The organism is Streptomyces sp. NPDC028991 (genome assembly GCF_055564775.1).
Window position 1 is genome coordinate 400,034 of sequence record NZ_JBVHVP010000001.1, and the last position, 26,302, is coordinate 426,335.

Here is a 26,302-nt window from a genome sequence, read left to right on the forward strand (position 1 = left end):
CCGCGGAGCGCCCGCCCCTCCCGCGTACCGCACCGGACTACGGCACGACCTTCCCGATCCGTACGCTGCCGAGGCCCGCGGCCGTGCCGTGGGCGTTCACCAGCTGGACCCGGCCGAAGAACTCACGGCCCTCCGGAGCGGCGGCCAGCGCCGTGACGCTGCCGGAGACCGTCGCCGAGTCGCCCGTGCCCAGCTTCACCGGCGCCGAGCCGTCCACGGTGACCGAGCCGAGGGACGCGGCGAAGTACACGTCCCGGTAGTCGTACTCCGTGCTGCCCGACGGCACCGAGTAGCCCACGACCTCGACGGTGTAGGCGCCGGCGGCCGGCTTCGGCACGGAGACCGACTCCTCCGAGTCGCCGTCGGCGGACTGGCCGACGACGTTGCCGTCCTTGCCGTAGACCGTCAGGTCCAGGTCGGAGGCGGCGTCGGAGACGCCCCCGATGGTCACGTCGAGCGACGTGGCGCCCTCGGGCACCTCGACCGTGGAGGTGGCCGTCGCGCCCTGCTCGATCGTGGGGCGGGACGTCTCGGCCGAGCCGAGCGGGCCGCCGACGAGCTTGCCGTCGATCGGGCCGTACTGGTTCGTCACCTTCCAGGAGGCGGCGGCCGGGGTGCCGACCTGGGCCTCGGGCACGGTGACGACCTCCGGGTCGAAGGCCGCGCCGAGGACGGTGACGTCCAGCTCGTACGGGTTGTCCAGCAGCGGCGAGGTGCGCCGCGACTCGACCTCGATCTCCCAGACACCGGGCTGCGGGTCGGTGTACGAACGCACGTCGGGGCGGCAGCCGTTGCCGTCGAGGTAGTTGTTGTAGCAGTACGGCGTGGAGGTGTTGTCGACCGGGACGCCGTACGGGTGGATGGCGATGAACCGGGTCTGGCTCCCACCCTTCAGCCCGCTCATCGCCACCTCCAGCGCCTTGGCGCCCTCGGGGACGGTCACGAAGTACGACTCGGTGCTGTTGCGCTGCACGGAGTTCCTCGCGGAGAAGTCGTACTCCAGCGGGGCCGAGGCCACGACCGTGGTGAGGACCAGCTTGTCGGTGCCCTCGGTGCGCGGGTCGTCGACCTCGAGCATCGCGCTCTTGATGCCCTCGGAGCGCGGCTTCGCCTGCACCTTGACGGTCACCGGCTCGTTCAGCGGCAGCCGCACCTCGTCGGAGCCGACGATCCGGAAGGTGCGGTCGGCGTTGTTCTCGAAGTGCAGCTCGTGCCGGACCGCCCGGTCCGCGCCGGACGTACGGGTCAGCGTGATCTCGTACGTCTTGCGCTCGCCCGCCTCCAGGCCGCCCTCGCGGTCGTAGAGGCCGGTGCCGAAGCCCGGGGTTTCCAGGAACTGGTCGATCGCCGTGTCGACCGGCGCCTTCACCGTGTACTCGTGGGCGGTGGCGCCCTTGCGGACCGCGCGCCAGGCGTCGGGGATGTTGATCAGACCCGCGCCCTCCTCGTACGCCTGCACACCCCTGATGTGGTCGGCGGTGGAGGTGAGCGCCGTGCGCAGCTTCGCCGGGGTCAGGTCGATGTCCGCCTGCTTCGCGGCCGACAGCAGCAGCGCCGAGGCGCCGGCGGCCTGCGGGGAGGCCATCGAGGTGCCCTGGAGCATGCCGTAGCCGGCCGGGAGGTCGTAGCCCGCCTCGGGGACCGGGGCGCCGGGCACCCAGGTCTGGATGGTGTTGACGGCCGCGCCGGGCGCGGTGAGCGTCGGGGTGAAGCCGCCGTCCTCACGCGGGCCGCGCGAGGAGAACGGCATCATCTGGTACTTCTTCTTCACCGCGGAGCCGTAGTTGGCGGCCCACGTCTCGCGCGAGATGGACGCGCCGACGGAGATGACCTTGTCGGCCAGCGACGGGTCGCCGATGGTGTTGGCGCCGGGGCCGGAGTTGCCCGCGGAGATCACCAGCTGGACGCCGTAGGTGTCGATGAGCCGCGTGTAGAGCTCGGCGCGCGCGTTGTTGCCGTCGTTGAGGGCGGGGAGCCCGCCGATCGACATGTTGACGATGTCGACGCCGCGGTTGACGACGAGGTCGATCATGCCTTCGGTGAGCGCGACGTTGGTGCAGCCGCCGCTCCAGGTGCAGGCGCGGGAGGAGACGATCTTTGCGCCCGGGGCCGCACCGTCCATCCGGCCGCCGAACAGGCCGTTGGCGGCGGCGAGGCCGGCCACGTGCGAGCCGTGCGAACCCTCGATGACGCCGATGTTGACGAAGTCGGCCTTCGCACCGGCCGCGTTGTGGACGACGTCCTCGCGGATCTCGACGACGAACGGCTGGCGCTCGGCCACGTCCGTCTTCGGGTCGTCGGTGCCGAAGTACCCGATCTGGAAGCCGTCCTTGTAGGGCTTCATCGGGGTGTCGTCGGCGAAGTCGTGGTTGTCGTTCAGGTCGACGCGGACCGTGCCGGCCGCCTTGTCGTACAGGACGCCCCAGGAGTCGGTGGTGTCGCCGTCGCGGTTGGCGTCACCCGCGGCGTCACCGCCGGTGGTGTACGACTCCAGGAAGGTGCTCACCTGGTACGAGCCCGCGGGCGCCGTCCAGGTCTCGCCGCCGAAGGTGAAGGTCGGCCCGGAGACGGAGGTGAGCATCGGGCGCCAGGTCCGGTCGCCGTCGACGACGGGGTCGGTCGCGGTGACCCAGTCGACGATCTTGCGCTCGCCGGTGGTGGTCTTCTGCAGCGCCGGGTGGGCGAGGTCGACGCCCGAGTCGAGGATGCCGATGGTGATGCCGCGGCCGTCCGCCTTCGGGTACTTCTTCACGAAGTCGACGGCGCCCGTCTCGAAGGACGGGTTGTACGGGTTCTCGGCGGGGGTCCGGCGGTCCGGCGCCGGGTAGGTGCGGCCCTTGTGGTGTTCGCCGCCCTTCGCCCGGTCGGCGCCCGGCGTCGGGTCGTCCAGCGGGATCTCGTCGCGCAGGTCGATGCCGTGCACGGAGGAGAGCCTGGTGGCGGCGGCGATGGCCGAGTCCGCCTTGGCGGTGGGCACGGTGGCGCGGACGTAGCCGAGCTCGTCGTAGGTCCGGCCGACGGTGCCGCCGCCGACCGCGTCCAGCTTCTTCGCCACCTGCTCGGTCTGGCCCGGCGCGGTGGCGACCATCATCGTGACGTTCTTCGTGCCGTCGGCCTTCGCCTCGGCGAGCAGGTCCGCGTCGTCCGAACCGAGCTTGTCGTGGGCGGACTTGACGGAGGCGTCGGCGGGTGCGTCGACGGGGGGAGTGGTACCCGGACCGTCGGCGGCCAGCGCCATGGGTATCGGTCCGACGGCGCAGAGCGCGGCGGCGAGGCCCGTGGCCACGGCGACGCGGGCCGCGCGTCTCGCGCCCGGTATCGGTTCGCGCTGGGGGGTGTGGGTCATCGGCATCCCTTGTAGGTAAAGGAACGTGCGTGAACGACCGGGGCCGATCGGTCCTGGCCGCGGCAGTCCGGAATCCGATCCCGGACGACCGCTCAGCTTTACGCAAGGGTTCACTGTTTGGGGAGAGTTGTCCGGGGCGGGATGGAGCCATGGCGTACTTCCGCCATACGCCATCGGGGACACAAGGGGCGGCCTGTGACAATCCTGTGAGCCGCGCCGCACCCCGCGCCCGGCGGGCTAACGTCTCGGAGTGCGCCGAAAGCTGAGGGTGGCGGCCTACGCCATATGCGTTCGCGACGGACGGGTCCTGCTCGCCCGGTCCCCGGGCCCCGGCGGGGTCCCCGAGTGGGTGCTGCCGGGCGGCGGCACGGAACACGGCGAGGATCCCCACGACACCGTCGTGCGCGAGGCCGAGGAGGAGACCGGCTACCGCGTCGAGCCCACCGCCCTGCTCGGCGTCGGCTCCCACCGCGCCACCCGCCCGAGCCGCGCCGGACTCGGAGGGCTGCTGCGGCGAACCGTCGACCATCACGCCGTACAGCTCCTCTACGAGGTCCGGGTCACCGGCGGTGAGCTGCGGTTCGAGGTCGGCGGCTCCACGGACCTGGCGGCCTGGCAGGACCTGACCGCCGTACCCGGCCTGACCAGGGTGCCGCTGGTCGACGCCGGGCTGCGGCTGTGGCGGGAGCGGCCGCCCGCGGGGCGGTGAGCGGGGGCCGTCGCGGGGCGCGGGCCGAAAGGGGACCGGGGGCGTGGGCCGGAGATTCGCCCCGGGGACGCGAGGAGGGGCCGCCGGGCGTCGTGCCCCGCGGCCCCTCCTCTCCCCTCCTGGTGTTGCCCCGGTCCGTCACTACCGGGGCAACACCACGACATAGGCGGCGGGTTCCCGGTCCCCGGCCGCCATCAACGCCGTACGGACGACGGCCGCCTGGTGCTCCGGGCAGTCCCGCAGCTTGCGCGGCGTGAGGTGCACGACCGTGATGCCGAGTCGTTCCAAGTGCTCGCGCCTGCGGGCGTATTCCGCCCAGACCGCGTCGTCCTCCCGCTGCCGGCAGGCGCGGGTGTCCAGCTCCAGCGCCACCGAGTGCTCGGGCCAGAAGGCGTCGACGCCGCCGAGGTGGGGGCCGCCGGGCAGGCGCAGGTCGACGTTCCAGACCGGTTCCGGCAGGCCGTGCTCGCGCACCATCCGGTACAGACGCTGCTCGGCCAGCGCCCGCCCCTCCGCGACCAGCGAGTCCACCGCGTCGACCACGTGCGGGCGGCTGAGCAGCCGGGCCCGGTTCAGCTCCCGCACCACGGCAGCCGGTTCGCAGTGCCCGCCGCGCACCGCCTCCGTCAGCAGCCGGCGGACCGCGCCCGCGTCCGTCAGCTCCGCCACCGCGTCGGCCAGGGCCCGCGCCACCGGCGCCACCGGCACCCCGGTGACCTGCGTGGCGGTGGGCAGCGCGGTCGTGCGGACGATCCGCGCGCAGCCCGTCGTCCGCAGCCGGCGCAGTCTCGGGACCAGGACGTCGATGGCGTCCAGGGACGTCAGCGGGGGAGCGGCGGAGAAACCGTGCAGCGTCAGCGCCGCCAGGCCCGTGATCATCGCCTCCGCGTAGGCGGGCGCGGGCTTCTCCTCCCCGCCCGGCTGGACCGGCACGGAGGGGGCGAGGCCGGCACGGGCGCCGCCGTTCGCGCCGGCGGACCGCTCCCGCGCCGCGTACAGCAGCACCGCGTGCAGGCGCTCCTCACTGGTCGGCGGACCCGGGTGGAGCAGGACGACGTTCGGGAGGAGCTGCTGCCAGGGGCCCCCGGGCCGGCACTGCTCGTCGGTCTCGGCGGCGGAGACACCGTGGGCCCGCAACTGAGCGGCCGTCATCAGCCGGCGCCGGCCGTCGGCCAGGTGGTGGAGCGGGCGGGGGGAGAGCGGGGTGTTGTGCGTCATGACCGGGGACTTTCCCGCGTCCGATCCGTCCCTTAACCGCTGTTACAAGTCCATCGCCAAACCCGGACAAGCTCGCCCTAAAGGACGGGTGTTCGGATGCCGAAAACCCCTGGTCCGCCGAGGTGGGGACCAGGGGTTACGGCTGCCGTCGACAGAATTCCGTAACGATGACGGAACGCCAGATCTTTGGCCAGAGGTCAGAGTGCGGGCGAGGTCTGGCGGCCTGCCGCCGCCGCGTCGCACGCCTGGCCCCGCAGCGCCCGCGCCAGGTCGTCCCGCGCCTCCAGCACCAGCCGGCGCAGCGCGGGCGCGGCACCCTCGTGCGCGGACAGCCACGCGTCCGCCGCCTCGAGGGTGTCCCGGGAGTCCCGCAGGGACGGGAACAGGCCCTGGACCACGTCCATCCCGATCTGGATGGACCGCTCGGCCCACACCCGCTCGATCGCCGCGAAGTACTTCTCGGCGTACGGCGCGATCAGCTCGCGCTGAGAGGCCTGCGCGAAGCCCGCGATGGTCGCCTCCACCAGGGCGTTCGACAGCGCGTCCGACTCCACTACCTGCGCCCAGGCCTGCGCCTTGACCGCCGCCGACGGGCGGGCCGCCAGACAGCGCACATGGTGGCGCTTGCCGGAGGCCGTGTCGTCCCGGGCCAGCTCCTCGTCCAGCGCCTTCTCGTCCGCCACCCCGTGCGCCGCGAGCGGCGCCAGGAACGCCCAGCGCAGCTCCTGGTCCACCTGTAGCCCCGGCAGCGACACCGTGCCGTCCAGCAGCGAGGCCAGCAGCTCGAAGTCGGCCGGCGCGTCGGCCACGCGGGCGAAGAACCTCGCCCACGCCAGCTGGTGCTCGCTGCCCGCCTCGGCGGCGTACAGCTGGAGCGAGGCACCCTCGGCGAGCCGGCGGCCGGCCCGCTCCCGGTGCTCGGGCGCGGTGTAGCGCACGGCGGCCGACTCCGCCCAGGCCTGCAGCATCTGCAGCACACCGATGTCGGACTCGCGGCCCCCGAACCGCAGCACCAGGTCGATGAACTCCCGGGCCGGCAGCAACGCGTCCCGCGTCATGTTCCACAGCGCCGACCAGCACAGGGCGCGCGCCAGTGGGTCGGTGAGGTCACCCAGTCCGTGCCGGAGCGCCGCCAGCGAGGTCTCGTCGAAGCGGGTCTTGCAGTACGTCAGGTCGTCGTCGTTGACCAGCACCAGCTCCGGCGCCTCCGCGCCCGCCAGCTCCGCCACGACCGTACGCGCCCCGTCGACGTCCGTCTCGGCCTGCGCGTACCGCTCCAGGGCACCGGCGTCCGTGTGCCGGTACAGGCCCACCGCCACCCGGTGCGGGCGCAGTTCGGGATGCGACTCCGCGGCCTCCTGCACGATCGCCAGCTCGTCGATCCTTCCCCCGGCATCCAAGAGCACCTGCGGGGTGAGGGAGTTGACGCCCGCCGTCTGCAGCCACGCACGCGACCAGGCGGCCATGTCCCGCCCGCTGGTCTCCTCCAGCACCGACAGCAGGTCACCGAGGCGCGTGTTGCCGTACGCGTGCCGCTTGAAGTAGCGCCGCGCGCCCTCGAGGAACGCGTCCCGGCCGACGTACGCCACCAGCTGCTTGAGTACCGAGGCGCCCTTCGCGTACGTGATGCCGTCGAAGTTGAGCTTGGCGTCCTGGAGGTCGCGGATGTCGGCGGTGATCGGGTGCGTGGAGGGCAGCTGGTCGGCGCGGTAGGCCCAGGCCTTGCGGCGGTTGGCGAAGGTGATCCAGCCGTCGGTGAAGCGGGTCGCGCCGACCAGCGAGAAGGCGCCCATGAAGTCGGCGAAGGACTCCTTGAGCCACAGGTCGTCCCACCACTCCATGGTGACCAGGTCGCCGAACCACATGTGCGCCATCTCGTGCAGGATCACGTTGGCGCGGCCCTCGTACGACGCCCGCGTCACCTTGCCCCGGAAGATGAACTCCTCCTGGAAGGTGACCAGTCCCGGGTTCTCCATCGCGCCGAGGTTGTACTCGGGCACGAACGCCTGGTCGTACTTCCCGAACGGGTACGGGTAGTCGAAGTGGTCGTGGAAGAAGTCCAGGCCCTGCTTGGTGACCAGGAAGACGTCGTCCGCGTCGAAGTGGGGCGCCAGGCCCTTGCGGCACAGGGCGCCGAGCGGGATCTCCAGCCGCGTGCCGTCCTCGAACACACGCTCATAGGAGTCCGTCACGTAGTGGTACGGGCCCGCCACGACGCACGTGATGTACGTCGAGATCGGCTTGGTCTCCGCGAACCGCCAGACCCCGTCGGCGCGCTCGCCGGCGCCGTTGCTCCACACCGTCCACTCCTCGGGCGCCCGCACCTCGAAGCGGAACGGCGCCTTGAGGTCCGGCTGCTCGAAGCCCGCGAAGACCCGGCGCGAGTCGGCCGGCTCGTACTGGGTGTAGAGGTAGACCTCGCCGTCCTCGGGGTCGACGAAGCGGTGCAGGCCCTCGCCGGTACGGGAGTACGCGCACCGGGCGTCGACGACCAGCTCGTTCTCGGCGGCCAGGTCCTCCAGGGCGATCCGGGCGCCGTCGAAGACCTCGCTCGGATCGAGGTCCCGGCCGTTCAGGGACACGGCGGTCACGCTCGGCGCGATCAGGTCGGCGAAGCTGCTCGCGCCGGGCTCGTTGCAGCGGAAGCGGATCGTGGTGACCGAGCGGAAGGTGCGCGGACCGTCGCCCTCCGCCTCACCGGTGGCCGAGCGCACGTCGAGGGACACCTCGTACCCGTCGACGGAGAGCAGGGCGGCCCGCTCCCGGGCCTCGTCGCGGGACAGATTCTCACCGGGCACGGGCGGTACTCCCTGGGGTGGTGTTCAGTATGCGGACAGCACCGATCCTGCCATGTGCCCCTGACGCGCGGCAGCCGGGAACGGCCGGGCGGGCCGTTGAGCGGCGGGGCGGGCCGTTGAGCGGCGGGGCGGGCCGGGAGCGGCGGGGCGGGCCGGGAATGGCCGGGCGGGTCGGGAATGGCCGGAGCGGCCGGCCGGTTCTCCGGAGGAACGCTCCGTTGCGCCGCCTCATGAGGAGAGACATGTCGGAGAAGACGCCCGTCGACTTCTGGTTCGACCCGCTGTGCCCCTGGGCCTGGATGACCTCCCGCTGGGTCCTGGAAGTGGAGAAGGTCCGGGACATCGAGGTCCGCTGGCATGTGATGAGCCTGGCCGTCCTGAACGAGGACAAGATCGACGAGCTGCCCGAGGACTACCGGGAGATGCTCCGGACCAAGGCCTGGGGGCCGGTCCGGGTCGTCATCGCCGCCCAGGAGGAGCACGGCTCGCAGATCCTCGGCGACCTCTACACGGCGCTCGGCACCCGCTTCCACAACCAGGGCGAGGGCCCGGAGAAGGAGACGGTGGCCGCCGCCCTGAAGGACGTCGGCCTGCCCGAGTCGCTCATGGACCACTGGGACTCCACCCCCTACGAGCCCCAGCTGCGCGCCTCCCACAAGGAGGGCATCGACAAGGTCGGCCAGGAGGTCGGCACCCCGGTCATCGCCGTCCCGGGCGCCGACGGCGAGCAGCTCGCCTTCTTCGGCCCGGTCGTCACCCCGGCCCCCAAGGGCGAGGACGCCGCCAAGCTCTGGGACGGCACCCTCGCGGTCGCCTCGGTCCCCGGCTTCTACGAGATCAAGCGCACCCGCACCAAGGGCCCGGACTTCAGCAACCTGTAGGAGTCCCGGCCCCCGGTGGTCACTCCTCCCCGTCGGCGGCCTGCCTCCGGAACCTCTCCGGCGGCAGGCCGCCGACGCGCTGCCGGTCCCGGCGCCGAAGGCGCGGGCAGCCGGTGACGTCGCAGCGCCGGGGGCCGTACGGCGCGCGGGGCAGGTACGCGCCGGTGGTACGACGCCGCGCGCCGGTGAACGCGCCGCCCCAGACCGGTGATTGGGTCCCGGACGCGCGCGCCGGTCCCCGGAGCCGTACGCTCGCCAAGACGACCCCGGCGGCGTACAGCACACCTGACGAAGACCTCGTGACGGAGACCCGATGACGGAGATCGACACCTCTGTGCCGCACTCGGCGCGGATCTGGAACTACTGGCTGGGCGGCAAGGACAACTACCCCGTGGACGAGGCGGCCGGTGACGCCTACACCGCCGTCTTCCCCGGCATCGTCACCATCGCCCGCAGCAGCCGCGCCTTCCTCGGCCGTGCCATCCGGTACCTGGTGCTGGAGGCGGGCGTACGCCAGTTCCTGGACGTCGGCACCGGGCTGCCGACCGTCGACAACACCCACGAGGTCGCCCAGCGGTACGCCCCCGAGGCACGGATCGTCTACGTCGACAACGACCCGCTGGTCCTCGCGCACGCCCGTGCCCTGCTCACCTCCACTCCCGAGGGCGTCACCGCCTACGAGGACATGAGCCTCTTCGAGCCGGAGCGCATCCTCGAAGCGGCCGACCGCACCCTCGACCCCACCCGGCCCACCGCCCTCGTCCTCAGCGGCATCCTCGGTCACGTCGCCGACCACGAGAAGGCCCGTGACCTGGTCCGCCGCCTGATGGCCGGGCTGCCCTCCGGCAGCTACCTGTGCGTCAACGACGGCTCCCGCGGCACCGACCCGGACTACGAGGCGGCCCAGGACGGCTACAACGAGACCGGGGCCGTCCCGTACTTCCTGCGCCCGGTCGAGCAGATCGAGGCGTACTTCGAAGGGCTCGAACCGGTCGGCCCCGGCGTCGTGTCCGTCCCGCTGTGGCGGCCGGAACCGTCCCCGGACGGCACGGCCCCGCGGCCGATCGGCCAGCACGGCGGCCTCGCCCGCAAGCCCTGACAAGCCCTGACAAGCCCTGGCCTTCCCGGCCGTACGGAAAGCCCCCGCGAGTCACGTCCTCGCGGGGGCTTTCCTTCATCCGCCTGCCGCCGTGAAGGGTGAGAAGACGATCACGAGGCAGGACGTCTCAGGGGCTCAGGGGCTCAGGGGCTCAGGGGCTCAGGAGCTCAGGGCGCCAGCAGCAGCGTGTTCGTACGGGACTTGGCGGCCTCGTAGCGCTTCGCCACGTCCTGCCAGTTGACGACGGCCCACATGGCGTCGATGAAGTCGACCTTCTGGTTCCTGTACTGGAGGTAGAAGGCGTGCTCCCAGGCGTCGAAGACCAGGATCGGGGTGGCGCCCTGGCCGACGTTGCCCTGGTGGTCGTAGACCTGCTCGACGATCAGGCGACCGCTCAGCGGTTCGTACGCCAGCACGCCCCAGCCGGAGCCCTGCGTGGTCGCGGCGGCCTTGGTCAGCTGCGCCTTGAAGCCGGCGAAGGAGCCGAACGACTCGGCGATCGCGTCGGCCAGCTCGCCCACGCCGTCCGCCTCCAGCGGCTCGCCGCCGCCGTCACCGGTCATGTTGTGCCAGTAGATCGAGTGCAGGATGTGCCCGGAGAGGTGGAAGGCCAGGTTCTTCTCCAGGACGTTGACCGAACCCCACGTCTCCTTGTCCCGCGCCTCGGCGAGCTGTTCCAGCGTGTCGTTGGCGCCCTTCACATAGGCGGCGTGGTGCTTGTCGTGGTGCAGCTCGATGATCTCGGGGCTGATCACGGGGGCCAGCGCGGAGTAGTCGTACGGCAGTTCAGGAAGTGTGTAGACGGGCATGGCGGATCCCCTCCGACCTCTTATTGCAAAAGGCTTGCAAGTGCACGCTAGCAGCAAGAGTGCTCCGGTGGGCCGGAGGGCGGACGGGCGTGCCGGGGGGAGGCACACGAAAGGGCCCCCGTACGGATCCGTCTCCGTGCGGGGGCCCTCCGAGGGCGTCGGGGTGGCGGCTAGCCGCGCACCCGCCGCCGCTGCCGGGCGTAGCCGACGGCGGCCAGAACCAGCGTCATGGCGCCCGTCGAGTACAACTGCACCCGGGTGTCGGGCTCGCGGGCCATCAGCACGAACACCGTGACCATGCCCGCCAGCGCCACCCACGTCAGCCAGGGGAAGCCCCACATGCGCACGACCAGTTTCCCGGGCGCCTCCCGCTCCAGCCGGCGGCGCAGCCGCAGCTGGGAGACGGCGATGAAGATCCAGACGACCAGGATGACCGCGCCGATCATGTTCAGCAGCCAGGAGAAGACGTCGTCCGGACGCCAGTAGCTGAGCAGCACGCAGCCGAAGCCGAAGAGGGAGGAGACGAGCACCGCGACCCGCGGCACCCCGCCCGACACCCGGCCCAGCGCCTTCGGGCCCTGACCGCGCTCGACCAGCGAGTAGCCGATGCGGGAGGCGCCGTAGATGTTGGCGTTCATCGCGCTCAGCAGCGCGACCAGCACGACGACGTTCATGAGCTGCCCGGCGCCCGGGATGCCGAGTTCGTCGAGGGCGGCGACGTACGGGCCCTTCTCCACGACCTCCGCGGAGTCCCAGGGGACCAGGGTGACGATGACCGCCATCGAGCCGATGTAGAACAGCGCGATCCGCCACATCGCCGTCCGCACGGCGCTCGCCACACCCTTGACCGGGTTCTCCGACTCGGCCGCCGCGATGGTCACCGTCTCCAGGCCGCCGTAGGCGAACACGGAGGCGAGCAGGCCGATGATCAGACCGTTTCCGCCGTTCGGCAGGAAGTCGGTCAGGTGCGAGGTGCCGGGGGAGTCGGTGCCCGGCAGGGCCCCGGCGATCGCCAGCACGCCCAGCACCAGGAACAGCGAGATGGCGCCGACCTTGAGGGCGGCGAACCAGAACTCGAACTCGCCGAAGTTCTTCACGGCGGCCAGGTTCGTCCCGCAGAACACCACCATGAACAGCGCCACCCACGCCCACTCGGGCGTGCCCGGCAGCCAGCCGTGGACGATCTGCGCCGCGCCGATGCCCTCCAGCCCGACGGCCGTGCACAGCAGCACCCAGAAGGCCCAGCCCGCGGTGAAGCCGGCCCAGGGGCCGAGGGCCCGCTCGGCGTGCGCGGAGAAGGAACCCGACGACGGATAGGCGGCCGACATCTCGCCCAGCATCCGCATCACCAGCATCACGAGGAGACCGGAGAGGGTGTAGGCGAGGACGATCGACGGGCCTGCGGCGGCGATACCGGCCCCGGAGCCCACGAACAGCCCGGCGCCGATCACACCGCCGAGGGCGATCATCGACAGGTGGCGCTGCTTGAGGCCGTGGGAGAGGGTGGCGTCGTCCGACTGCGGCGGAGTGCCGGTGGTGGTGCTGTTGGACATGGAGCGGCTCGTCCGATGCGTGGGGGGCGGGGGCAGGGCAAAAACGCCCACAGTCTCCGGTCTCGTGCCGGTCGGCGACAGCGGTTGCCCACGATGCGGACGGTCCCAATACGGAACGTGATCGTCCGAATGCGCCACTCCGCTTCCGGTGACGCGCGCCTCTCCGCCTCGGTGACCGGTGTCACGTGGAACCACGTGTATCCGGTGTCCTTTGTCGGGAGCCCACCAAGCCGCCGATCGAGCCTTTGTCGAGCGCTGCTGGTGATCGGGTCCGACCCGCTGGGATAGCGTCGCGGTGTCCCGACATGTCCACACCACCGCGGAGTCCCCATGAGCACCGCTGCCGTTCCCGCCCGCACCGGGCAGGTCCTCGCCGACCTCCTCCCCTCCTCCCGAGTCCGGGATGTCGCGCTGGTGGCCGGCGGTGCCGCGCTCGTCGGCGTCGCGGCCCAGATCGCGGTGCCCGTGCCGGGCTCCCCGGTGCCGGTGACCGGCCAGACCTTCGCGGCGCTGCTGGTGGGCACCTCGCTCGGCGCCCGTCGCGGCCTCCTCTCGCTCGCGCTGTACGCGCTGGTCGGCATGGCCGGCGTGCCGTGGTTCGCGGAGGGCGGCTCCGGCACCGGTGCCCCGTCCCTCGGCTACGTCTTCGGCATGCTGCTCGCCGCCACCGTCGTGGGCGCCCTGGCCCGCCGCGGCGCGGACCGTTCGATGCTCCGCATGGCCGGCACGATGCTGGTCGGCGAGGCGATCATCTACGCCGTCGGCGTCCCGTACCTGGCCCTCGCCGCCGACATGTCCCTCACCGCGGCGATCGCGGCCGGCCTCACCCCGTTCCTGATCGGGGACGCCCTGAAGGCGGCCCTGGCGATGGGCGTGCTGCCCACCGCCTGGAAGCTGGTCGACAAGCGGTAGAGCCGCGGCAGGCCCCGGGGGCTTCGTCAGGGCCGGCTGCGAGGTCGCGGGGGGGGGGTTCACGTGCTCTCTTCAGACCCGACACCCGGCGCTGCCGCCCTGTGACCCCCGTGTCACACTCAACCCATGCGCGTGTATCTCGGCTCCGACCATGCGGGCTACGAACTCAAGAACCATCTCGTCGAGTGGCTCGAGGCGGCGGGCCACGAGCCCGTCGACTGCGGCCCGCACATCTACGACGCCCAGGACGACTACCCGCCCTTCTGCCTCCGCGCCGCCGAGCGGACGGCCGCGGACCCCGGCGCCCTCGGCGTCGTGATCGGCGGCTCCGGCAACGGCGAGCAGATCGCGGCGAACAAGGTGAAGGGCGTGCGCGCGGCGCTGGCCTGGAGCGAGGAGACGGCGTCCCTCGGCCGCCAGCACAACGACGCCAACGTCGTCGCGGTCGGCGCCCGCATGCACACGCAGGACGAGGCGACGAAGTTCGTCGAGACCTTCCTCGCCACGCCGTTCTCGGGCGACGAGCGCCATGTCCGCCGCATCGACATGCTCACGTCCTACGAAACGACGGGCGACCTCCCGCCGATCCCCTCGCACCACCCGCGGCGGTAATCCCACCGCGAGGTGCCTCGTTTCCCCCGGGCGCGTGAGCGCCGGGGACGACGAACGAACCCGCCCAGGCATACGGTCCCAGGCTCCGGGAGGCCGTGGCCCCGCCACCCGGGGGCTGCGGCACCCCGGCCTCAGGACGGCGCGTGACTCAGGACCCGGACGGGCCGGCCCCGCCACCCCGGAAGAGGCCGGGACGACGAGCCGCAGGGACGCGCGGGACGCAGTCCCGCCAGGGCCGGGGCGGAAGCCCCGGGGCGGCACCCGTCGCTCGGCCGACCGGGCCGCGCGCCTGGGTGAACCCACACAGGGGTGCGGGGGACGCGGCCCCCGCCGCGCCCGGGCGGCGCCCCGAGACGAGTCCGGCCCCTCGTCCGACCGGGGCGGGCGGGGGAGTGGGCAAAGCGCAGGAAGGACGATCCCGTTGCCAGAAGGCCACACGATCCACCGGCTGGCCAAGGACTACGCCACCGCGTTCGCCGGCACGCCGGTGCGAGCCGTGCAAGCCACCAGCCCCCAGGGCAAGTTCGCCGACGCCGCCGCCCTCCTCACCGGCACGCCGCTCACCCGCACCGAGGCTCACGGCAAGCACCTCTTCCTCGGCTTCGGCGCCGCCGAGCCCGCCGACTGGGTCCACATCCACCTCGGCCTCTTCGGCAAGGTCACCTTCGGGGGAACCCCGGCGCCCCCGCCCACCGACACCGTCCGTCTCCGCCTCGCCGACGAAACCTCCTACGTCGACCTCCGCGGCCCCACCACCTGCGCCCTGATCACGGACCCGGAGAAGCAGGCGATACACGGCCGCCTCGGTCCCGACCCCCTGCGCCCGGACGCCGACCCGCAAGCCGCGTACCGCCGCGTCTGCCGCAGCCGCAGCACCATCGCGGCCCTGCTCATGGACCAGAAGGTCATCGCCGGCGTCGGCAACGTCTACCGCGCCGAGGTCCTCTTCCGCCACGGCATCGACCCGTACCGCGCGGGCCGGGAGATCACCCCCGGCGAGTGGGACGCGATCTGGCACGACCTCGCCGCCCTCATGCGCGAGGGCGTCAGGAACAACCGCATCGACACCGTCCGCCCGGAACACGCCCCCGAGGCCATGGGCCGCCCGCCCCGCGTCGACGACCACGGCGGCGAGGTCTACGTCTACCGCCGGACCGGCCGGCCCTGCCACCTCTGCGGCGAGACCATCCGCACCGCGGACCTCGCCGCCCGCAACCTCTTCTGGTGCCCCGCCTGCCAGCAGCGCTAGGTGTGCTGTCCCGGGACGTCGATGCCCCGCGTGCTGGCCCCGGTCCCGGTCCCCGTCCTGGCCCCGGCCCCTGTCCTGGTCCCGGTCCCGGCCCCTGTCCCGGCCCCTGTCCTGGTCCCGGTCCCGGCCCCTGTCCCGGCCCCTGTCCTGGTCCCGGTCCCGGTCCATGTCCCGGTCGCCGTCCTGGTCCCCGTCCCGGTCCCGGTCCATGTCCCGGTCCCCGTCCTGGCCCCCGTCCCGGTCCCTGTCCCCGTCTCGGTCAGAACCCGTGCGGCAACCACGGCGCGACGTGCGACCCGAACCCCACCGACGCCTCCGCCAGCGCGCCCCGCCGCACCTCCCGCACCCGCCCGGCCGCACCCAGCGAGGCCAGGGCCACGCCCCCGAGATACGCCGCCCCCAACTCCCGCACGGACAGAGCCAGATCCGCCGCGTCGGACGTCCGCTCGCAGGACGCGCCCTTCGCGTCCCCGCTCAGCCGCCAACGCCCCGCGTTCCAGGGGCAGAAGGCGTCCTCGACCTCGAACACCACGTCCACCGGCGTCTGATAGGTCCGTGCCGCCAACGCGGCCCCCACATCCACCAGCCGCACGTACAACGCGTCCCGCAGCACCGGCCGGCACCGCCGGATGTCCGACACCTGGTGCTGCCACGCCTCGTCGACCGGCCGCCCGCGCGCCGTCAGCGTCGAGGTGAGGTCGATGCCGAACAGGAAGCGCCACAGCGCCGCCTCGGTCGCCGGGTCCAGCCCGGCCAGGTCGTCCACCACCACCGTGCCGCCCGGCCCCTCGTTCCCCCAGCCGGGCCGCACCCGGAACCGCGCGTACCCCGTGACTTCGCCGTCCCGCCGGGCGACCACGCACTGCAGTGGCGACGCGCCCTCCCGCCCGCTCTCCGGGTCCAGCAGCCCCACCCGCTCCCAGCCGGGCCGGCGGGCCAGCATCCCGGGCCGTCCGGGTACCAGCCGCGCGTACACCGCCTCGCAGGCGTCGAGTACGTCCGCGGGCGCCGTGTACCGCAGCCGTACGTCATCCGTGCCGTCCGGCACCGACAGCCGGACCCGGTTCGTGTCGATCTCCGCGTTGATCTGGAAGGTCGCGGCGCCGTACCCGAATCTGCCGTAGATCGCCGGTTCGGAGGCCGTCAGCACGGCCAGCGGCTCGCCCCAGGACCGTACGTCGTCCAGCTGCCGCCGCATCATCGACGTCAGCACACCCCGCCGCCGGTGCGTGGCGGCGACGCTCACCATCGTCACGCCCGCCGCGGCCACCTCCGCACCGCCCGGCACGGTCATCCGGAAAGCGAACGCCCCCGCCGTCCCGACGCACTCGTCGCCCTCCCAGACGCCGAGCGACCGCTCGAACTCGGTCAGAGTTCTGTACAGCTCCAACTCCTCGGCCGACTCCGGGACCCCGCCGAAGGCGCGGATCAGCGTCCCGTACCACTCGTCCCACTCGTCCTGCCGCAGTACCCGCGGCGCGGTCGTCAGGTCGCCGCCGTCGTTTCCCATGGAACGTCCCATGGACCATGCGTACCAGGGCCGTGCGGGGCGGGCGAGACAATTTCCGTCAGGTTGCGGCGCGGCGGCCGTTCGTGAAGTTCACTGTGAAGTCGGGCCTCGGACGGGGGACAAGTAGGACCTCCCGTGCCAAGCGCCCGGTCCGATGGATAGGGTCCCGAACTAATGGCAGCAGGACGGCAGCGGCGCGCGGAAGCCGACACGTTCACGGCCCGGTGGAAGAAGCAGTGGCACCGGGCCCGCGTCGGCGTGCGCCGATCCGCCGTCGACTACTTCCGGGGCGACGGCTCGGACTGGATCGCCCTGGCCGGACTGCTGCTGATGATCCCCGTCATCGCGGCCACCACGATGGCGAACTCCGTGTGGTGCTCACCGGCCGCGCTGGTCCTGCCGATCGTGGCGGGCGGCCTGCTGCTGCGCCCGGCGAGCCTGCTCGGCCTGTACGCGGCCGCGGCCACGGCGCTGATCGTGGAGTCGGTCCAGCTGGGCCCGTACACCGAGGGCCCCTCCCGGGTCACCCCCGGCGTGGTCCTGGTCGTCGCGGCCTGCGGCTTCTTCGGGCTGCTGGTCGCCCAGTTCCGCAGCCGGGTCGGCGTGCCCTGGCGGCGCGGCGGCACCATGCTCTTCGACCTGCGCGAACGCATCCGCGTGCAGAGCAAGCTGCCCAAGCTGCCGGCGGGCTGGCACCGGGAGATGGCCCTGCGCCCGGCCGGCGGCCAGTCCTTCTCCGGCGACTTCGTCGTCGCGGCCCGCACGAACGGCGGCCGGACGCTCGAGGTGGTTCTCACCGACGTGTCCGGCAAGGGCATGGACGCGGGCTCCCGAGCCCTGCTGCTGTCGGGCGCGTTCGGCGGACTGCTCGGCAGCCTGCCCCCGCACGCGTTCCTGCCGGCCGCCAACGGCTACCTGCTCCGCCAGGACTGGGACGAGGGCTTCGCCACCTCGATCCATCTCGTGCTGGACCTCGACTCCGGCGACTACGAGCTGTACTCCGCCGGACATCCACCGGGCCTCCAGCTCAGCGCGGGCACCGGCCGGTGGGAGGAGAAGTCGGCCGAGGGACCGCTGCTGGGCGTGTACGACGGGGCGCAGTTCGACCCGGTGAAGGGCTCACTTCGTCCCGGAGACGTGTTGATGCTGTTCACGGACGGACTGGTGGAAACCTCCGACCGCGACATCGCCGAGGGCATGGACCGCCTCACCGGCGAGGCCGACCGCTATGTCGCGGGCGGCTTCCACGGGGCCGCCTGGCATCTGATCGAGGCGGTGGCCAAGGACGTCAACGACGACCGGGCGCTCCTGCTGATCTGCCGGGAGGGCCCGACGGCCCAGTCCCCCACGGCGGCGGACTGACACACTGGGCCGCATGTCCCGGACTCCGTCGCCCGCCTCACCGCCCGTCGAGCCGCTCTCCCCGGCCGAGGTCGAGGCAACCGCCCGCGCCGCACACGCCGGACAGACCGACAAGGCGGGACGCCCGTACGCCGAACACCTGTGGGCCGTCGCCGAGGGCGTGCGGAGGCGCGGCGGGGACGACGAGCAGATCGCGGCGGCCTGGCTGCACGACGCCGTCGAGGACGGCGCGCTGTCCGAGCGATGGCTGCGCGAGGCTGCGCTGAGCCGACGTACCAAGGACATCGTCCTGGCCCTCACCAAGCGGGCCGGGGAACCGCCCGAGGCGTACGCCGCGCGTATCCTCGCCACGCCCGGCGCGCGGCTGGTGAAGGAGGCGGACCTCGCACACAACGCGGACCCGGCGCGGCTCGCGGTCCTGGACCCGGCGACCCGCACACGACTGACCGAGAAGTACGCACGGATGCGCGCACTTCTCGGTCTGGCCGGTCCGGACGCGGGCGCCTGAAACGCCAAGGCGGAGCGGATCCCGGAGGCCCGGGGGCCCCTGAACGCCGACGAGGGTCCCGGACGCCGGTCAGGATCCCGGCCGTCGGAGCGGACCGGACCCGGACGTCGGATCGGACCCGGACGCCGGATCGGACCCGGACGCCGGATCGGACCCGGACGCCGGATCGGACCCGGATGCCGGATCGGACCCGGACGTCAGCGTGCCCCAGGACGGGCGGGCTTCAGACGGAGACCTTCTCGCCGGTCTCGCTCGGCGCACGCGCCTCGCGCACCTCCGTCTTCCCCCGCCGCTCGCGGCCCCGCGCGGCCTCGCCCGGGTCCCGCTTGAAGGCCCATTCCATTCTCGGCTCCACCACACACCGCAGAACCCGTTGGACGGGCTTGGTGCACAGCAGGGTGATGACCGCGGCACCGAGGACGGTGAGCCCGATCTCACCGAGCGGCGAGTCCAGCGCGGGGTGGGAGAACCAGCCGGCGTAGCTGCCCTCCTTCACCAGGAAGCCGTGCACCAGGTAGCCGTAGATCGTGCCCGCGCCGAGGGCCGTGAACCACATGCGCCGGCCCGGCACCCAGGCGAAGAAGCACGCGGACAGCACCAGCGAGCAGCCGAAGAGCGCGAGCGTCAGGACCGGACCGGACCACCAGGGGGCGCCCGTGTCCTGTACGGCGGCGTTGCGGTAGAACCAGCCGGTCTCCATACGCGGCACCGACCACCAGGCGACGGCCACCGCCGCCGCGGCCACCGGCACGGACAGGATCCGCATCGAGCGGCGCCGTACCAGCTGGAAGTGCTCGGGGCGGAGCACCAGGCCCAGCACGAAGCACGGCAGGAACTGCAGCACCCGCTGCATGTTCAGGTCGTTGCCGACCGTGGGTGTCACGGAGGCCAGTGCCGCGATGCCCAGCGCGATCGGCAGCGGCCAGCGGACCGTCTGCCAGATGGGAGTGGTCAGCCGCCAGACGAACAGCGCGCACAGGAACCACAGGAGGTAGGTGGGGTCCAGCAGGCTGATGTCGTTGGCCGGGTCCTCGCTGACGCGGCGGTGCAGCGCGTAGGCGGCCTCGAAGACGAGATAGGGGACGGCCACACCGGTGATCAGCCGTTTGACGCGCTTGGGGCTCAGATCGAAACTGCGCGAGAAGTAGCCGGAGATGATGATGAACGCCGGCATGTGGAACGTGTACAGGACCCGGTACAGGGTCTCGACGGTCCGGTTCCCGTCCAGGATCTGTCCCCAGGCGTGACCCACGCCGACCAGCACGATCGCCAGGTACTTGGCGTTGTCGAAGAACGCATCGCGCTGCCGACTCGGCTGTGCCTGTTGGCTGGGTGCCTGCTGGTCCGAGCGGAACGGCGACTTCCGGTCGCCGTGCGGTCGCAGCGAGCTCGTCATGCAACCCCCCGCCAAAAACTCGGCGGGTCGTAGCAGGACCTCGCTGCTCTGATGGGGGACGGGGCAGCGTAGAACATCTGAGGCACCCTAGCGTTCTCCCTGTGTTTCCGTAAAACCCTCGACGTCATTCCCGCATTCGGCTCCCGAGTTCTTCGTGAGTACTCCGTATTCCGGGGAACTCGGCGCCTCCCGCTCGCGTGACGGCTTCCACACCTCCGTGCGCCGCCGCACGGCGAAGTAGCCCGTGAGCCACCCCACTTGTCATGACTCGTCAGGACTAAACAGTGCATAAGACCGGCGGGCGACTCCGCTGGAATGTCCGCTTCGATGCGCTTGCGAGAGCTGTCGACGGCCCTGTGATCTCCCTGTGATCTCCCTGTGGAGTACCTGTCGATGTGGGTCCGGTGGCAATTCGAAATATCTGCGAACGCGTTGTGTGGGCATGGAAACGAAGTGGCGGAATTCCCCACACGGGTGCTCTTTCGAATTTATGTGCGGCGTGTGATGGTTGGATACGTCCGCGCGTGCGGGGGACTGCGACGCCCCGGGAACCGGTCGGACGATGTGTCACCCGCCGCATGGCGGGGCCCGGTTGGTGGCACGATGGTTCTGGCGGGGGTGTGCTGGGCTTCACCTCCGGGCCGGGAGAGCGGACCGACCGAGGGTGTGATCAGTTGTGGCCATTTCGCTGTCAGTGGTGCTGCTGTTGGCGATCATCCTGGTGGTGCTGCTGCGAGGAGGCTCGATCAAGGCGGGCCCGGCGATCGTCGCGGTCCTCTTCGGCTTCTTCCTGGCCTCGACGGGCATGGCCGACGACATCCAGCGGTTCCTGGACTCGATAGCGGAGACGCTCAACTCGATCCAGTTCTAGTCCCGGGCCGCACGAAGGCCTCCGGCCCGGCCCCCAGGGGGACCGGGCCGGAGGCCTCTCGGAGCGGGCGACGGGAATCGAACCCGCGTAGCTAGTTTGGAAGACTAGGGCTCTACCATTGAGCTACGCCCGCACAGCGCGCGCCGCAGGTCGCCGACCGCGGCACTGGAGGCATCTTAGCGGGTCGCCGCCCTTCACCGCACACCCCTTCCGGTCCGCGCCGGACCTTCACGGACGCACGGGAAACTCGGCGGTCCCCGGTGCCTGGCGGCATGTACCCTACGTGTCGCACCAGACGGGGTGTGGCGCAGCTTGGTAGCGCGTCCGCTTTGGGAGCGGAAGGCCGTGGGTTCAAATCCCGCCACCCCGACCAACCACCGACACCGCCGGCGCGGCCACTCGCCGGTGATTCGCCGGTGATTCGCCCGCCCGGGCGGCGTTCCCGGGCGGCCTCCCGCAGGGCCGTCCGGTCGGCCGCCTCGGGTGATCGACCGCCTGACCGGCTCCTGATCGCCCGTGATTCGCGTGATCGCCTTTTGGGCCGTGTAGTCGCTGCCGTTACTATGCAAGCTGCACGCCCGTGTGTCTCAGCGTATGAAGTCTCCGGGCGGCGAAATTTGCCGGGTGCCTCTCTGGCTCCGGCAGAACCCAAGAAGTCAGCCACCAAGGAGACCGAACCGTGAAGAGCGCCGTGGAGACCCTGAACCCGACCCGGGTTCGGCTCACTGTCGAGGTGCCCTTCGAGGAGCTCAAGGACAGCCTCGACGCGGCGTACAAGAAGATCAACCAGCAGGTCACGGTGAAGGGCTTCCGCAAGGGCAAGATCCCGGCCCGAGTCATCGACCAGCGGTTCGGCCGCGGTGCGGTTCTGGAGGAGGCGGTCAACGACGCGCTTCCGAAGTTCTACACCGACGCGGTCAACGAGGCGGAGCTGAACCCGCTCGGCCAGCCCGAGGTCGACATCACGGAGCTGAAGGACGGCGAGACGCTGAACTTCACCGCCGAGGTCGACATCCGCCCCGCCATCGAGATCCCGGACTACTCCGGCATCGAGATCGAGGTGGACGCCGTCGAGGTCAGCGACGAGGACGTCGAGAAGGCGGTGGAGCAGCTCCGCGAGCGCTTCGCCTCCACCTCCCCGGTCGAGCGTGCCGCCGAGGACGGCGACGTGGTCACCCTCGACCTGCAGGCCAAGGTCGACGGCGAGGTCCTCGAGGACGGCGTCGCCGACGGCGTCTCCTACACCATCGGCTCCGGCGAGCTGCTGGAAGGCATCGACGACGCCGTCAAGGGCGTGGAGGCCGGTGGCGAGGCCACCTTCACCTCCGAGCTCAAGGGCGGCTCGGCGGCCGGCAAGGAGGCCGAGGTCACCGTCAAGGTCACCCAGGTCGCCAAGCGCGAGCTGCCCGAGCTCGACGACGACTTCGCCCAGCTCGCGTCGGAGTTCGACACGCTGGAGGAGCTGAAGGCCGACAGCCGCAAGCGCCTGGCCAACACCAAGCAGTACGACCAGGCCACGCAGGCCCAGGAGCGCGTGCTCGACAAGCTCCTCGAGCTGGTCGAGGTCCCCGTCCCCGAGAAGCTCCTCGAGGACGAGGTCAACACCCGCAAGCACAACCTGCAGCACCACCAGCTCGGCCAGATGGGCCTGGACCTCGAGAAGTACCTGGAGCTCCAGGGCAAGACCGTCGAGGAGTTCGAGGCCGAGACCCGCGAGGCCGCGGTCAAGGGCATCAAGACCCAGTTCGTCCTCGACGAGCTGGTCAAGCAGGAGAAGCTCAACGTCAGCCAGGAGGAGCTCACCGAGCACCTCATGCGCCGCGCCGCCTCCTCCGGCATGTCCCCCGACCAGTTCGCCCAGGCCGTCGTCGAGCAGGGCCAGGTCCCGCTCCTCGTCGGCGAGGTCGCCCGCGGCAAGGCCCTGGCCGTCGTGGTCGAGAAGGCCACGGTCAAGGACACCAACGGCGAGATCGTCGACCTCGATGACGAGGAGGACGACGCGGAGGCCACGGAGGCCGCCGCCGAGTCCGCCGACGCCGAGTCCGGTGACGACAAGGCCGAGGACAAGGCCGCGGAGAAGACCGAGGGCTGAGCCCCACGGCACCTGTGACGCCGTAACGACGGGCCCCGAGACGCGTTCGCCTCTCGGGGCCCGTCGGGTTGTACGCCCGGGGGTGCGGAGCGCGGGGCCTGTGTCGACGTGCGGCCCCGCCCCGTGGGCGCGCCCGGCGCCCAGCATCCAGCGCCCGGCGCCCGGCACCCAGCGCCTGGGACTCGGCCACGGAGCACCCGGGGCTGCTCCCGACCGGCGTCGCCACGGCGTGCCGCACCCCGCTCACCCAGCGGAGCGACATGCGCTCACAGCGAACACCCGCGGAACCGGGATGGCACCGCAGGGCCTGCGCGTTAGGGTCCATGAATACGAGGGCAGGGGAGTCCCCGAAACCGGCCGGACGGCCCCGAGCCCCGGCAGAACACGTGAGACGGCCCGGCGCCGTCGTAAGACGAGCAGGTGGATACGTGACGAATCTGATGCCCTCCGCCGCCGGCGAGCCCTCCATCGGTGGTGGCCTCGGCGACCAGGTCTACAACCGGCTGCTCGGCGAGCGGATCATCTTCCTCGGCCAGCCGGTCGACGACGACATTGCCAACAAGATCACCGCACAGCTGTTGCTCCTTGCCGCCGACCCGGACAAGGACATCTTCCTGTACATCAACAGCCCCGGCGGTTCGATCACGGCCGGCATGGCGATCTACGACACCATGCAGTACATCAAGAACGACGTGGTGACGATCGCCATGGGCCTGGCGGCCTCGATGGGTCAGTTCCTGCTCAGCGCCGGCACCCCGGGCAAGCGCTTCGCGCTCCCGAACGCCGAGATCCTGATCCATCAGCCCTCCGCCGGCCTGGCCGGCTCCGCCTCGGACATCAAGATCCACGCCGAGCGGCTGCTGCACACCAAGAAGCGCATGGCGGAGCTCACGTCCCAGCACACCGGTCAGACGATCGAGCAGATCACCCGCGACTCGGACCGCGACCGCTGGTTCGACGCCTTCGAGGCCAAGGAGTACGGCCTCGTCGACGACGTCATCACCACGGCCGCCGGCATGCCGGGCGGCGGCGGCACGGGGGCCTGAGCCGCTCCCCGCGGGCCTCCCGGGTCTCCCGGGCCCCGCGGAGCCGAGCCCAGCCCCCGCGGGCCCAGCGCGCCCGTCCAGCCGGCCCCGAGCCGACTGCCTCAGCCCCTTCCCAGGAGACACTGTGAACGACTTCCCCGGCAGCGGCCCGCACGACCGCATGCGTGCCGAGTACACCGGCCCCTCCGCCGAGTCCCGCTACGTGATCCCGCGCTTCGTCGAGCGCACTTCCCAGGGCGTTCGCGAGTACGACCCGTACGCGAAGCTCTTCGAGGAGCGGGTGATCTTCCTCGGCGTCCAGATCGACGACGCCTCCGCCAACGACGTCATGGCGCAGCTGCTGTGCCTGGAGTCGATGGACCCGGACCGGGACATCTCGATCTACATCAACAGCCCCGGCGGCTCCTTCACCGCGCTCACGGCCATCTACGACACGATGCAGTTCGTGAAGCCCGACATCCAGACGGTCTGCATGGGCCAGGCCGCCTCCGCCGCCGCGATCCTGCTGGCCGCCGGCACGCCGGGCAAGCGCATGGCGCTGCCGAACGCCCGCGTGCTGATCCACCAGCCGTACAGCGAGACCGGCCGCGGCCAGGTCTCCGACCTGGAGATCGCGGCCAACGAGATCCTCCGGATGCGCGCGCAGCTGGAGGAGATGCTGGCCAAGCACTCCACGACGCCGGTCGAGAAGATCCGCGACGACATCGAGCGCGACAAGATCCTCACGGCCGAGGACGCCCTGGCCTACGGCCTGGTCGACCAGATCATCTCCACCCGGAAGATGAACAACGAGTCGGTTCGCTGACACGGAGCGGGTATCGTCTGCTGCTCCTTGGCACGGTCCACGTCAAAGTGAACCGTGCCAAGGGGGGCCCGGACGGGGGGCCCGGCAAGGTACCGTCGGACATAAGGCAGCACCAGGAGTCCGCCGGCCGTTGACGTGATGTCGGCGGCCGGGAGTCTCCCAGGCGAAGGGGAAGCACACCGTGGCACGCATCGGTGACGGCGGCGATCTGCTCAAGTGCTCGTTCTGCGGCAAGAGCCAGAAGCAGGTCAAGAAGCTCATCGCAGGGCCCGGCGTGTACATCTGCGACGAGTGCATCGACCTCTGCAACGAGATCATCGAGGAGGAGCTGGCCGAGACCAGCGAGGTGCGCTGGGAGGAGCTCCCCAAGCCCCGCGAGATCTACGAGTTCCTCGACGGGTACGTCGTCGGCCAGGAAGCCGCCAAGAAGGCGCTCTCCGTCGCGGTGTACAACCACTACAAGCGCGTCCAGGCCGGTGAGAACGGCGGCGCCCAAAGCCGCGAGGACGCCATCGAGTTGGCGAAGTCCAACATCCTGCTGCTGGGCCCCACCGGCTCCGGCAAGACCCTCCTCGCCCAGACCCTGGCGCGCATGCTGAACGTCCCCTTCGCGATCGCCGACGCCACGGCGCTCACCGAGGCGGGGTACGTCGGCGAGGACGTCGAGAACATCCTGCTCAAGCTGATCCAGGCGGCGGACTACGACGTCAAGAAGGCCGAGACCGGGATCATCTACATCGACGAGATCGACAAGGTCGCGCGGAAGAGTGAAAATCCTTCGATCACGCGCGACGTCAGCGGCGAGGGCGTCCAGCAGGCCCTGTTGAAGATCCTCGAGGGCACCACGGCCTCCGTCCCGCCGCAGGGCGGCCGCAAGCACCCGCACCAGGAGTTCATCCAGATCGACACGACGAACGTGCTGTTCATCGTGGGCGGTGCCTTCTCGGGCCTGGAGAAGATCATCGAGGGCCGGGCCGGCGCCAAGGGCATCGGCTTCGGCGCGACGATCCTCTCCAAGCGGGAGCTGGAAGCCAAGGACCAGTTCGAGTCCGTCATGCCCGAGGACCTGGTCAAGTTCGGCATGATCCCCGAGTTCATCGGCCGGCTCCCCGTCATCACCTCGGTCCACAACCTCGACCGCGAGGCCCTGCTCCAGATCCTGGTCGAGCCGCGCAACGCGCTCGTCAAGCAGTACGAGCGCCTCTTCGAACTCGACGGCGTCGAGCTGGAGTTCGAGCGCGAGGCGCTGGAGGCCATCGCCGACCAGGCCATCCTCCGCCAGACCGGCGCTCGCGGCCTGCGCGCCATCATGGAGGAAGTCCTCCAGGGCGTCATGTACGAGGTCCCCTCGCGCAAGGACGTCGCCCGCGTCGTCATCACGGCCGACGTGGTCCTCTCCAACGTCAACCCGACGCTGATTCCGCGGGATTCGCGGGGGCGGGGCCCGGGGGAGCAGAAGACGGCGTAGCCGTCACCGCACGAAGCAGCACGCGGGAGGGGCCCGGTCGACCGACCGGGCCCCTCCC

General features: G+C 71.4%; 20 protein-coding genes and 2 tRNA genes. 14 read left to right on the plus strand and 8 right to left on the minus strand.

What is annotated here, in order from left to right:
• Window positions 1-37: 37 nt before the first annotated feature.
• On the minus strand, window positions 38-3,346 hold the full coding sequence (locus ACZ4V1_RS01770) for a S8 family serine peptidase (RefSeq protein ID WP_468328054.1): 3,309 nt from the start codon (window positions 3,344-3,346) through the stop codon (window positions 38-40).
• 250 nt (window positions 3,347-3,596) lie between these two features.
• On the opposite strand from ACZ4V1_RS01770, the gene ACZ4V1_RS01775 reads away from it, so the two are divergent.
• Window positions 3,597-4,055, plus strand: a complete 459-nt coding sequence (locus tag ACZ4V1_RS01775) for an NUDIX domain-containing protein (protein ID WP_468328056.1) — start codon at window positions 3,597-3,599, stop codon at window positions 4,053-4,055.
• A gap of 141 nt (window positions 4,056-4,196) precedes the next feature.
• Here the strand turns inward: ACZ4V1_RS01775 and ACZ4V1_RS01780 are convergent, their stop codons facing one another.
• Both ACZ4V1_RS01780 and pepN read right to left on the minus strand, forming a co-directional pair.
• Window positions 4,197-5,273, minus strand: a complete 1,077-nt coding sequence (locus tag ACZ4V1_RS01780; protein WP_468328058.1) for a hypothetical protein — start codon at window positions 5,271-5,273, stop codon at window positions 4,197-4,199.
• 197 nt (window positions 5,274-5,470) lie between these two features.
• Window positions 5,471-8,071: an aminopeptidase N gene (gene pepN / locus ACZ4V1_RS01785; protein WP_468328060.1), complete on the minus strand. Its 2,601-nt coding sequence runs from the start codon at window positions 8,069-8,071 to the stop codon at window positions 5,471-5,473.
• Window positions 8,072-8,313: 242 nt separating this feature from the next.
• Between pepN and ACZ4V1_RS01790 the strand changes: the two genes are divergently transcribed.
• Window positions 8,314-8,952: a mycothiol-dependent nitroreductase Rv2466c family protein gene (locus ACZ4V1_RS01790; RefSeq protein WP_468328062.1), complete on the plus strand. Its 639-nt coding sequence runs from the start codon at window positions 8,314-8,316 to the stop codon at window positions 8,950-8,952.
• 313 nt (window positions 8,953-9,265) lie between these two features.
• A complete protein-coding gene (locus ACZ4V1_RS01795) occupies window positions 9,266-10,051 on the plus strand; it encodes an SAM-dependent methyltransferase (protein ID WP_468328064.1) in 786 nt (261 codons plus the stop codon).
• A gap of 167 nt (window positions 10,052-10,218) precedes the next feature.
• On the opposite strand, the gene ACZ4V1_RS01800 is transcribed toward ACZ4V1_RS01795, so the two are convergent.
• Together ACZ4V1_RS01800 and ACZ4V1_RS01805 are read right to left on the minus strand one after the other, a co-directional pair.
• Entirely contained in the window at window positions 10,219-10,860 is a 642-nt protein-coding gene (locus ACZ4V1_RS01800) for a superoxide dismutase (RefSeq protein ID WP_468328066.1), read from the minus strand.
• A 170-nt stretch (window positions 10,861-11,030) separates the two neighbouring features.
• Window positions 11,031-12,413, minus strand: coding sequence for an amino acid permease (locus ACZ4V1_RS01805; RefSeq protein ID WP_468328068.1), 1,383 nt, complete (start codon window positions 12,411-12,413; stop codon window positions 11,031-11,033).
• Window positions 12,414-12,743: 330 nt separating this feature from the next.
• On the opposite strand from ACZ4V1_RS01805, the gene ACZ4V1_RS01810 reads away from it, so the two are divergent.
• The 3 genes from ACZ4V1_RS01810 to ACZ4V1_RS01820 all read left to right on the plus strand — a co-directional run bounded on the left by ACZ4V1_RS01810 (window position 12,744) and on the right by ACZ4V1_RS01820 (window position 15,186).
• Window positions 12,744-13,325 (plus strand): biotin transporter BioY, encoded by a 582-nt coding sequence (locus tag ACZ4V1_RS01810; protein ID WP_468328070.1) that lies wholly within the window; start codon window positions 12,744-12,746, stop codon window positions 13,323-13,325.
• A 126-nt stretch (window positions 13,326-13,451) separates the two neighbouring features.
• On the plus strand, window positions 13,452-13,937 hold the full coding sequence (locus ACZ4V1_RS01815) for a ribose-5-phosphate isomerase (RefSeq protein ID WP_468328072.1): 486 nt from the start codon (window positions 13,452-13,454) through the stop codon (window positions 13,935-13,937).
• A gap of 421 nt (window positions 13,938-14,358) precedes the next feature.
• Window positions 14,359-15,186 carry an Fpg/Nei family DNA glycosylase gene (locus tag ACZ4V1_RS01820; RefSeq protein ID WP_468328074.1) on the plus strand — a complete coding sequence of 276 codons (828 nt, stop codon included), beginning with the start codon at window positions 14,359-14,361 and terminating at the stop codon, window positions 15,184-15,186.
• A gap of 259 nt (window positions 15,187-15,445) precedes the next feature.
• On the opposite strand, the gene ACZ4V1_RS01825 is transcribed toward ACZ4V1_RS01820, so the two are convergent.
• Window positions 15,446-16,708 carry a GNAT family N-acetyltransferase gene (locus tag ACZ4V1_RS01825; protein WP_468328076.1) on the minus strand — a complete coding sequence of 421 codons (1,263 nt, stop codon included), beginning with the start codon at window positions 16,706-16,708 and terminating at the stop codon, window positions 15,446-15,448.
• A 162-nt stretch (window positions 16,709-16,870) separates the two neighbouring features.
• Here ACZ4V1_RS01825 and ACZ4V1_RS01830 point away from each other — a divergent pair, with 162 nt between their 5' ends.
• Both ACZ4V1_RS01830 and ACZ4V1_RS01835 read left to right on the plus strand, forming a co-directional pair.
• Window positions 16,871-18,058 carry a PP2C family protein-serine/threonine phosphatase gene (locus ACZ4V1_RS01830; RefSeq protein WP_468328078.1) on the plus strand — a complete coding sequence of 396 codons (1,188 nt, stop codon included), beginning with the start codon at window positions 16,871-16,873 and terminating at the stop codon, window positions 18,056-18,058.
• 13 nt (window positions 18,059-18,071) lie between these two features.
• Complete coding sequence (locus ACZ4V1_RS01835; RefSeq protein WP_468328080.1) at window positions 18,072-18,566, plus strand: HD domain-containing protein; 495 nt, start codon at window positions 18,072-18,074, stop codon at window positions 18,564-18,566.
• 223 nt (window positions 18,567-18,789) lie between these two features.
• Here ACZ4V1_RS01835 and ACZ4V1_RS01840 read toward each other — a convergent pair whose 3' ends face one another.
• Window positions 18,790-19,962, minus strand: coding sequence for an acyltransferase family protein (locus ACZ4V1_RS01840; RefSeq protein WP_468328082.1), 1,173 nt, complete (start codon window positions 19,960-19,962; stop codon window positions 18,790-18,792).
• Between the two features lie 676 nt (window positions 19,963-20,638).
• Here ACZ4V1_RS01840 and ACZ4V1_RS01845 point away from each other — a divergent pair.
• Window positions 20,639-20,833: a hypothetical protein gene (locus tag ACZ4V1_RS01845; protein WP_055416925.1), complete on the plus strand. Its 195-nt coding sequence runs from the start codon at window positions 20,639-20,641 to the stop codon at window positions 20,831-20,833.
• 62 nt (window positions 20,834-20,895) lie between these two features.
• Here ACZ4V1_RS01845 and ACZ4V1_RS01850 read toward each other — a convergent pair.
• A tRNA-Gly gene (locus ACZ4V1_RS01850) sits at window positions 20,896-20,966 on the minus strand.
• Between the two features lie 163 nt (window positions 20,967-21,129).
• Here ACZ4V1_RS01850 and ACZ4V1_RS01855 point away from each other — a divergent pair.
• The 5 genes from ACZ4V1_RS01855 to clpX all read left to right on the plus strand — a co-directional run bounded on the left by ACZ4V1_RS01855 (window position 21,130) and on the right by clpX (window position 26,244).
• Window positions 21,130-21,206 (plus strand) — tRNA-Pro (locus tag ACZ4V1_RS01855).
• A 306-nt stretch (window positions 21,207-21,512) separates the two neighbouring features.
• A complete protein-coding gene (gene tig, locus ACZ4V1_RS01860) occupies window positions 21,513-22,925 on the plus strand; it encodes a trigger factor (RefSeq protein ID WP_468328084.1) in 1,413 nt (470 codons plus the stop codon).
• A gap of 440 nt (window positions 22,926-23,365) precedes the next feature.
• Window positions 23,366-23,971 (plus strand): ATP-dependent Clp protease proteolytic subunit, encoded by a 606-nt coding sequence (locus ACZ4V1_RS01865; RefSeq protein ID WP_031040345.1) that lies wholly within the window; start codon window positions 23,366-23,368, stop codon window positions 23,969-23,971.
• 124 nt (window positions 23,972-24,095) lie between these two features.
• Window positions 24,096-24,776 (plus strand): ATP-dependent Clp protease proteolytic subunit, encoded by a 681-nt coding sequence (locus tag ACZ4V1_RS01870; protein ID WP_468328086.1) that lies wholly within the window; start codon window positions 24,096-24,098, stop codon window positions 24,774-24,776.
• A 181-nt stretch (window positions 24,777-24,957) separates the two neighbouring features.
• On the plus strand, window positions 24,958-26,244 hold the full coding sequence (gene clpX, locus ACZ4V1_RS01875) for an ATP-dependent Clp protease ATP-binding subunit ClpX (RefSeq protein ID WP_468328088.1): 1,287 nt from the start codon (window positions 24,958-24,960) through the stop codon (window positions 26,242-26,244).
• Window positions 26,245-26,302 lie beyond the last annotated feature (58 nt).

What these genes read in the sequence shown, in the direction of transcription:
- ACZ4V1_RS01770 (WP_468328054.1), bottom strand. Translation starts at nt 3,346, where the DNA reads ATGACCCACACCCCCCAGCGCGAACCGATACCGGGCGCGAGACGCGCG.
- ACZ4V1_RS01780 (WP_468328058.1), bottom strand. Translation starts at nt 5,273, where the DNA reads ATGACGCACAACACCCCGCTCTCCCCCCGCCCGCTCCACCACCTGGCC.
- ACZ4V1_RS01790 (WP_468328062.1), top strand. Translation starts at nt 8,314, where the DNA reads ATGTCGGAGAAGACGCCCGTCGACTTCTGGTTCGACCCGCTGTGCCCC.
- ACZ4V1_RS01795 (WP_468328064.1), top strand. Translation starts at nt 9,266, where the DNA reads ATGACGGAGATCGACACCTCTGTGCCGCACTCGGCGCGGATCTGGAAC.
- ACZ4V1_RS01800 (WP_468328066.1), bottom strand. Translation starts at nt 10,860, where the DNA reads ATGCCCGTCTACACACTTCCTGAACTGCCGTACGACTACTCCGCGCTG.
- ACZ4V1_RS01805 (WP_468328068.1), bottom strand. Translation starts at nt 12,413, where the DNA reads ATGTCCAACAGCACCACCACCGGCACTCCGCCGCAGTCGGACGACGCC.
- ACZ4V1_RS01810 (WP_468328070.1), top strand. Translation starts at nt 12,744, where the DNA reads ATGAGCACCGCTGCCGTTCCCGCCCGCACCGGGCAGGTCCTCGCCGAC.
- ACZ4V1_RS01815 (WP_468328072.1), top strand. Translation starts at nt 13,452, where the DNA reads ATGCGCGTGTATCTCGGCTCCGACCATGCGGGCTACGAACTCAAGAAC.
- ACZ4V1_RS01825 (WP_468328076.1), bottom strand. Translation starts at nt 16,708, where the DNA reads ATGGGACGTTCCATGGGAAACGACGGCGGCGACCTGACGACCGCGCCG.
- ACZ4V1_RS01830 (WP_468328078.1), top strand. Translation starts at nt 16,871, where the DNA reads ATGGCAGCAGGACGGCAGCGGCGCGCGGAAGCCGACACGTTCACGGCC.
- ACZ4V1_RS01835 (WP_468328080.1), top strand. Translation starts at nt 18,072, where the DNA reads ATGTCCCGGACTCCGTCGCCCGCCTCACCGCCCGTCGAGCCGCTCTCC.
- ACZ4V1_RS01840 (WP_468328082.1), bottom strand. Translation starts at nt 19,962, where the DNA reads ATGACGAGCTCGCTGCGACCGCACGGCGACCGGAAGTCGCCGTTCCGC.
- ACZ4V1_RS01865 (WP_031040345.1), top strand. Translation starts at nt 23,366, where the DNA reads ATGCCCTCCGCCGCCGGCGAGCCCTCCATCGGTGGTGGCCTCGGCGAC.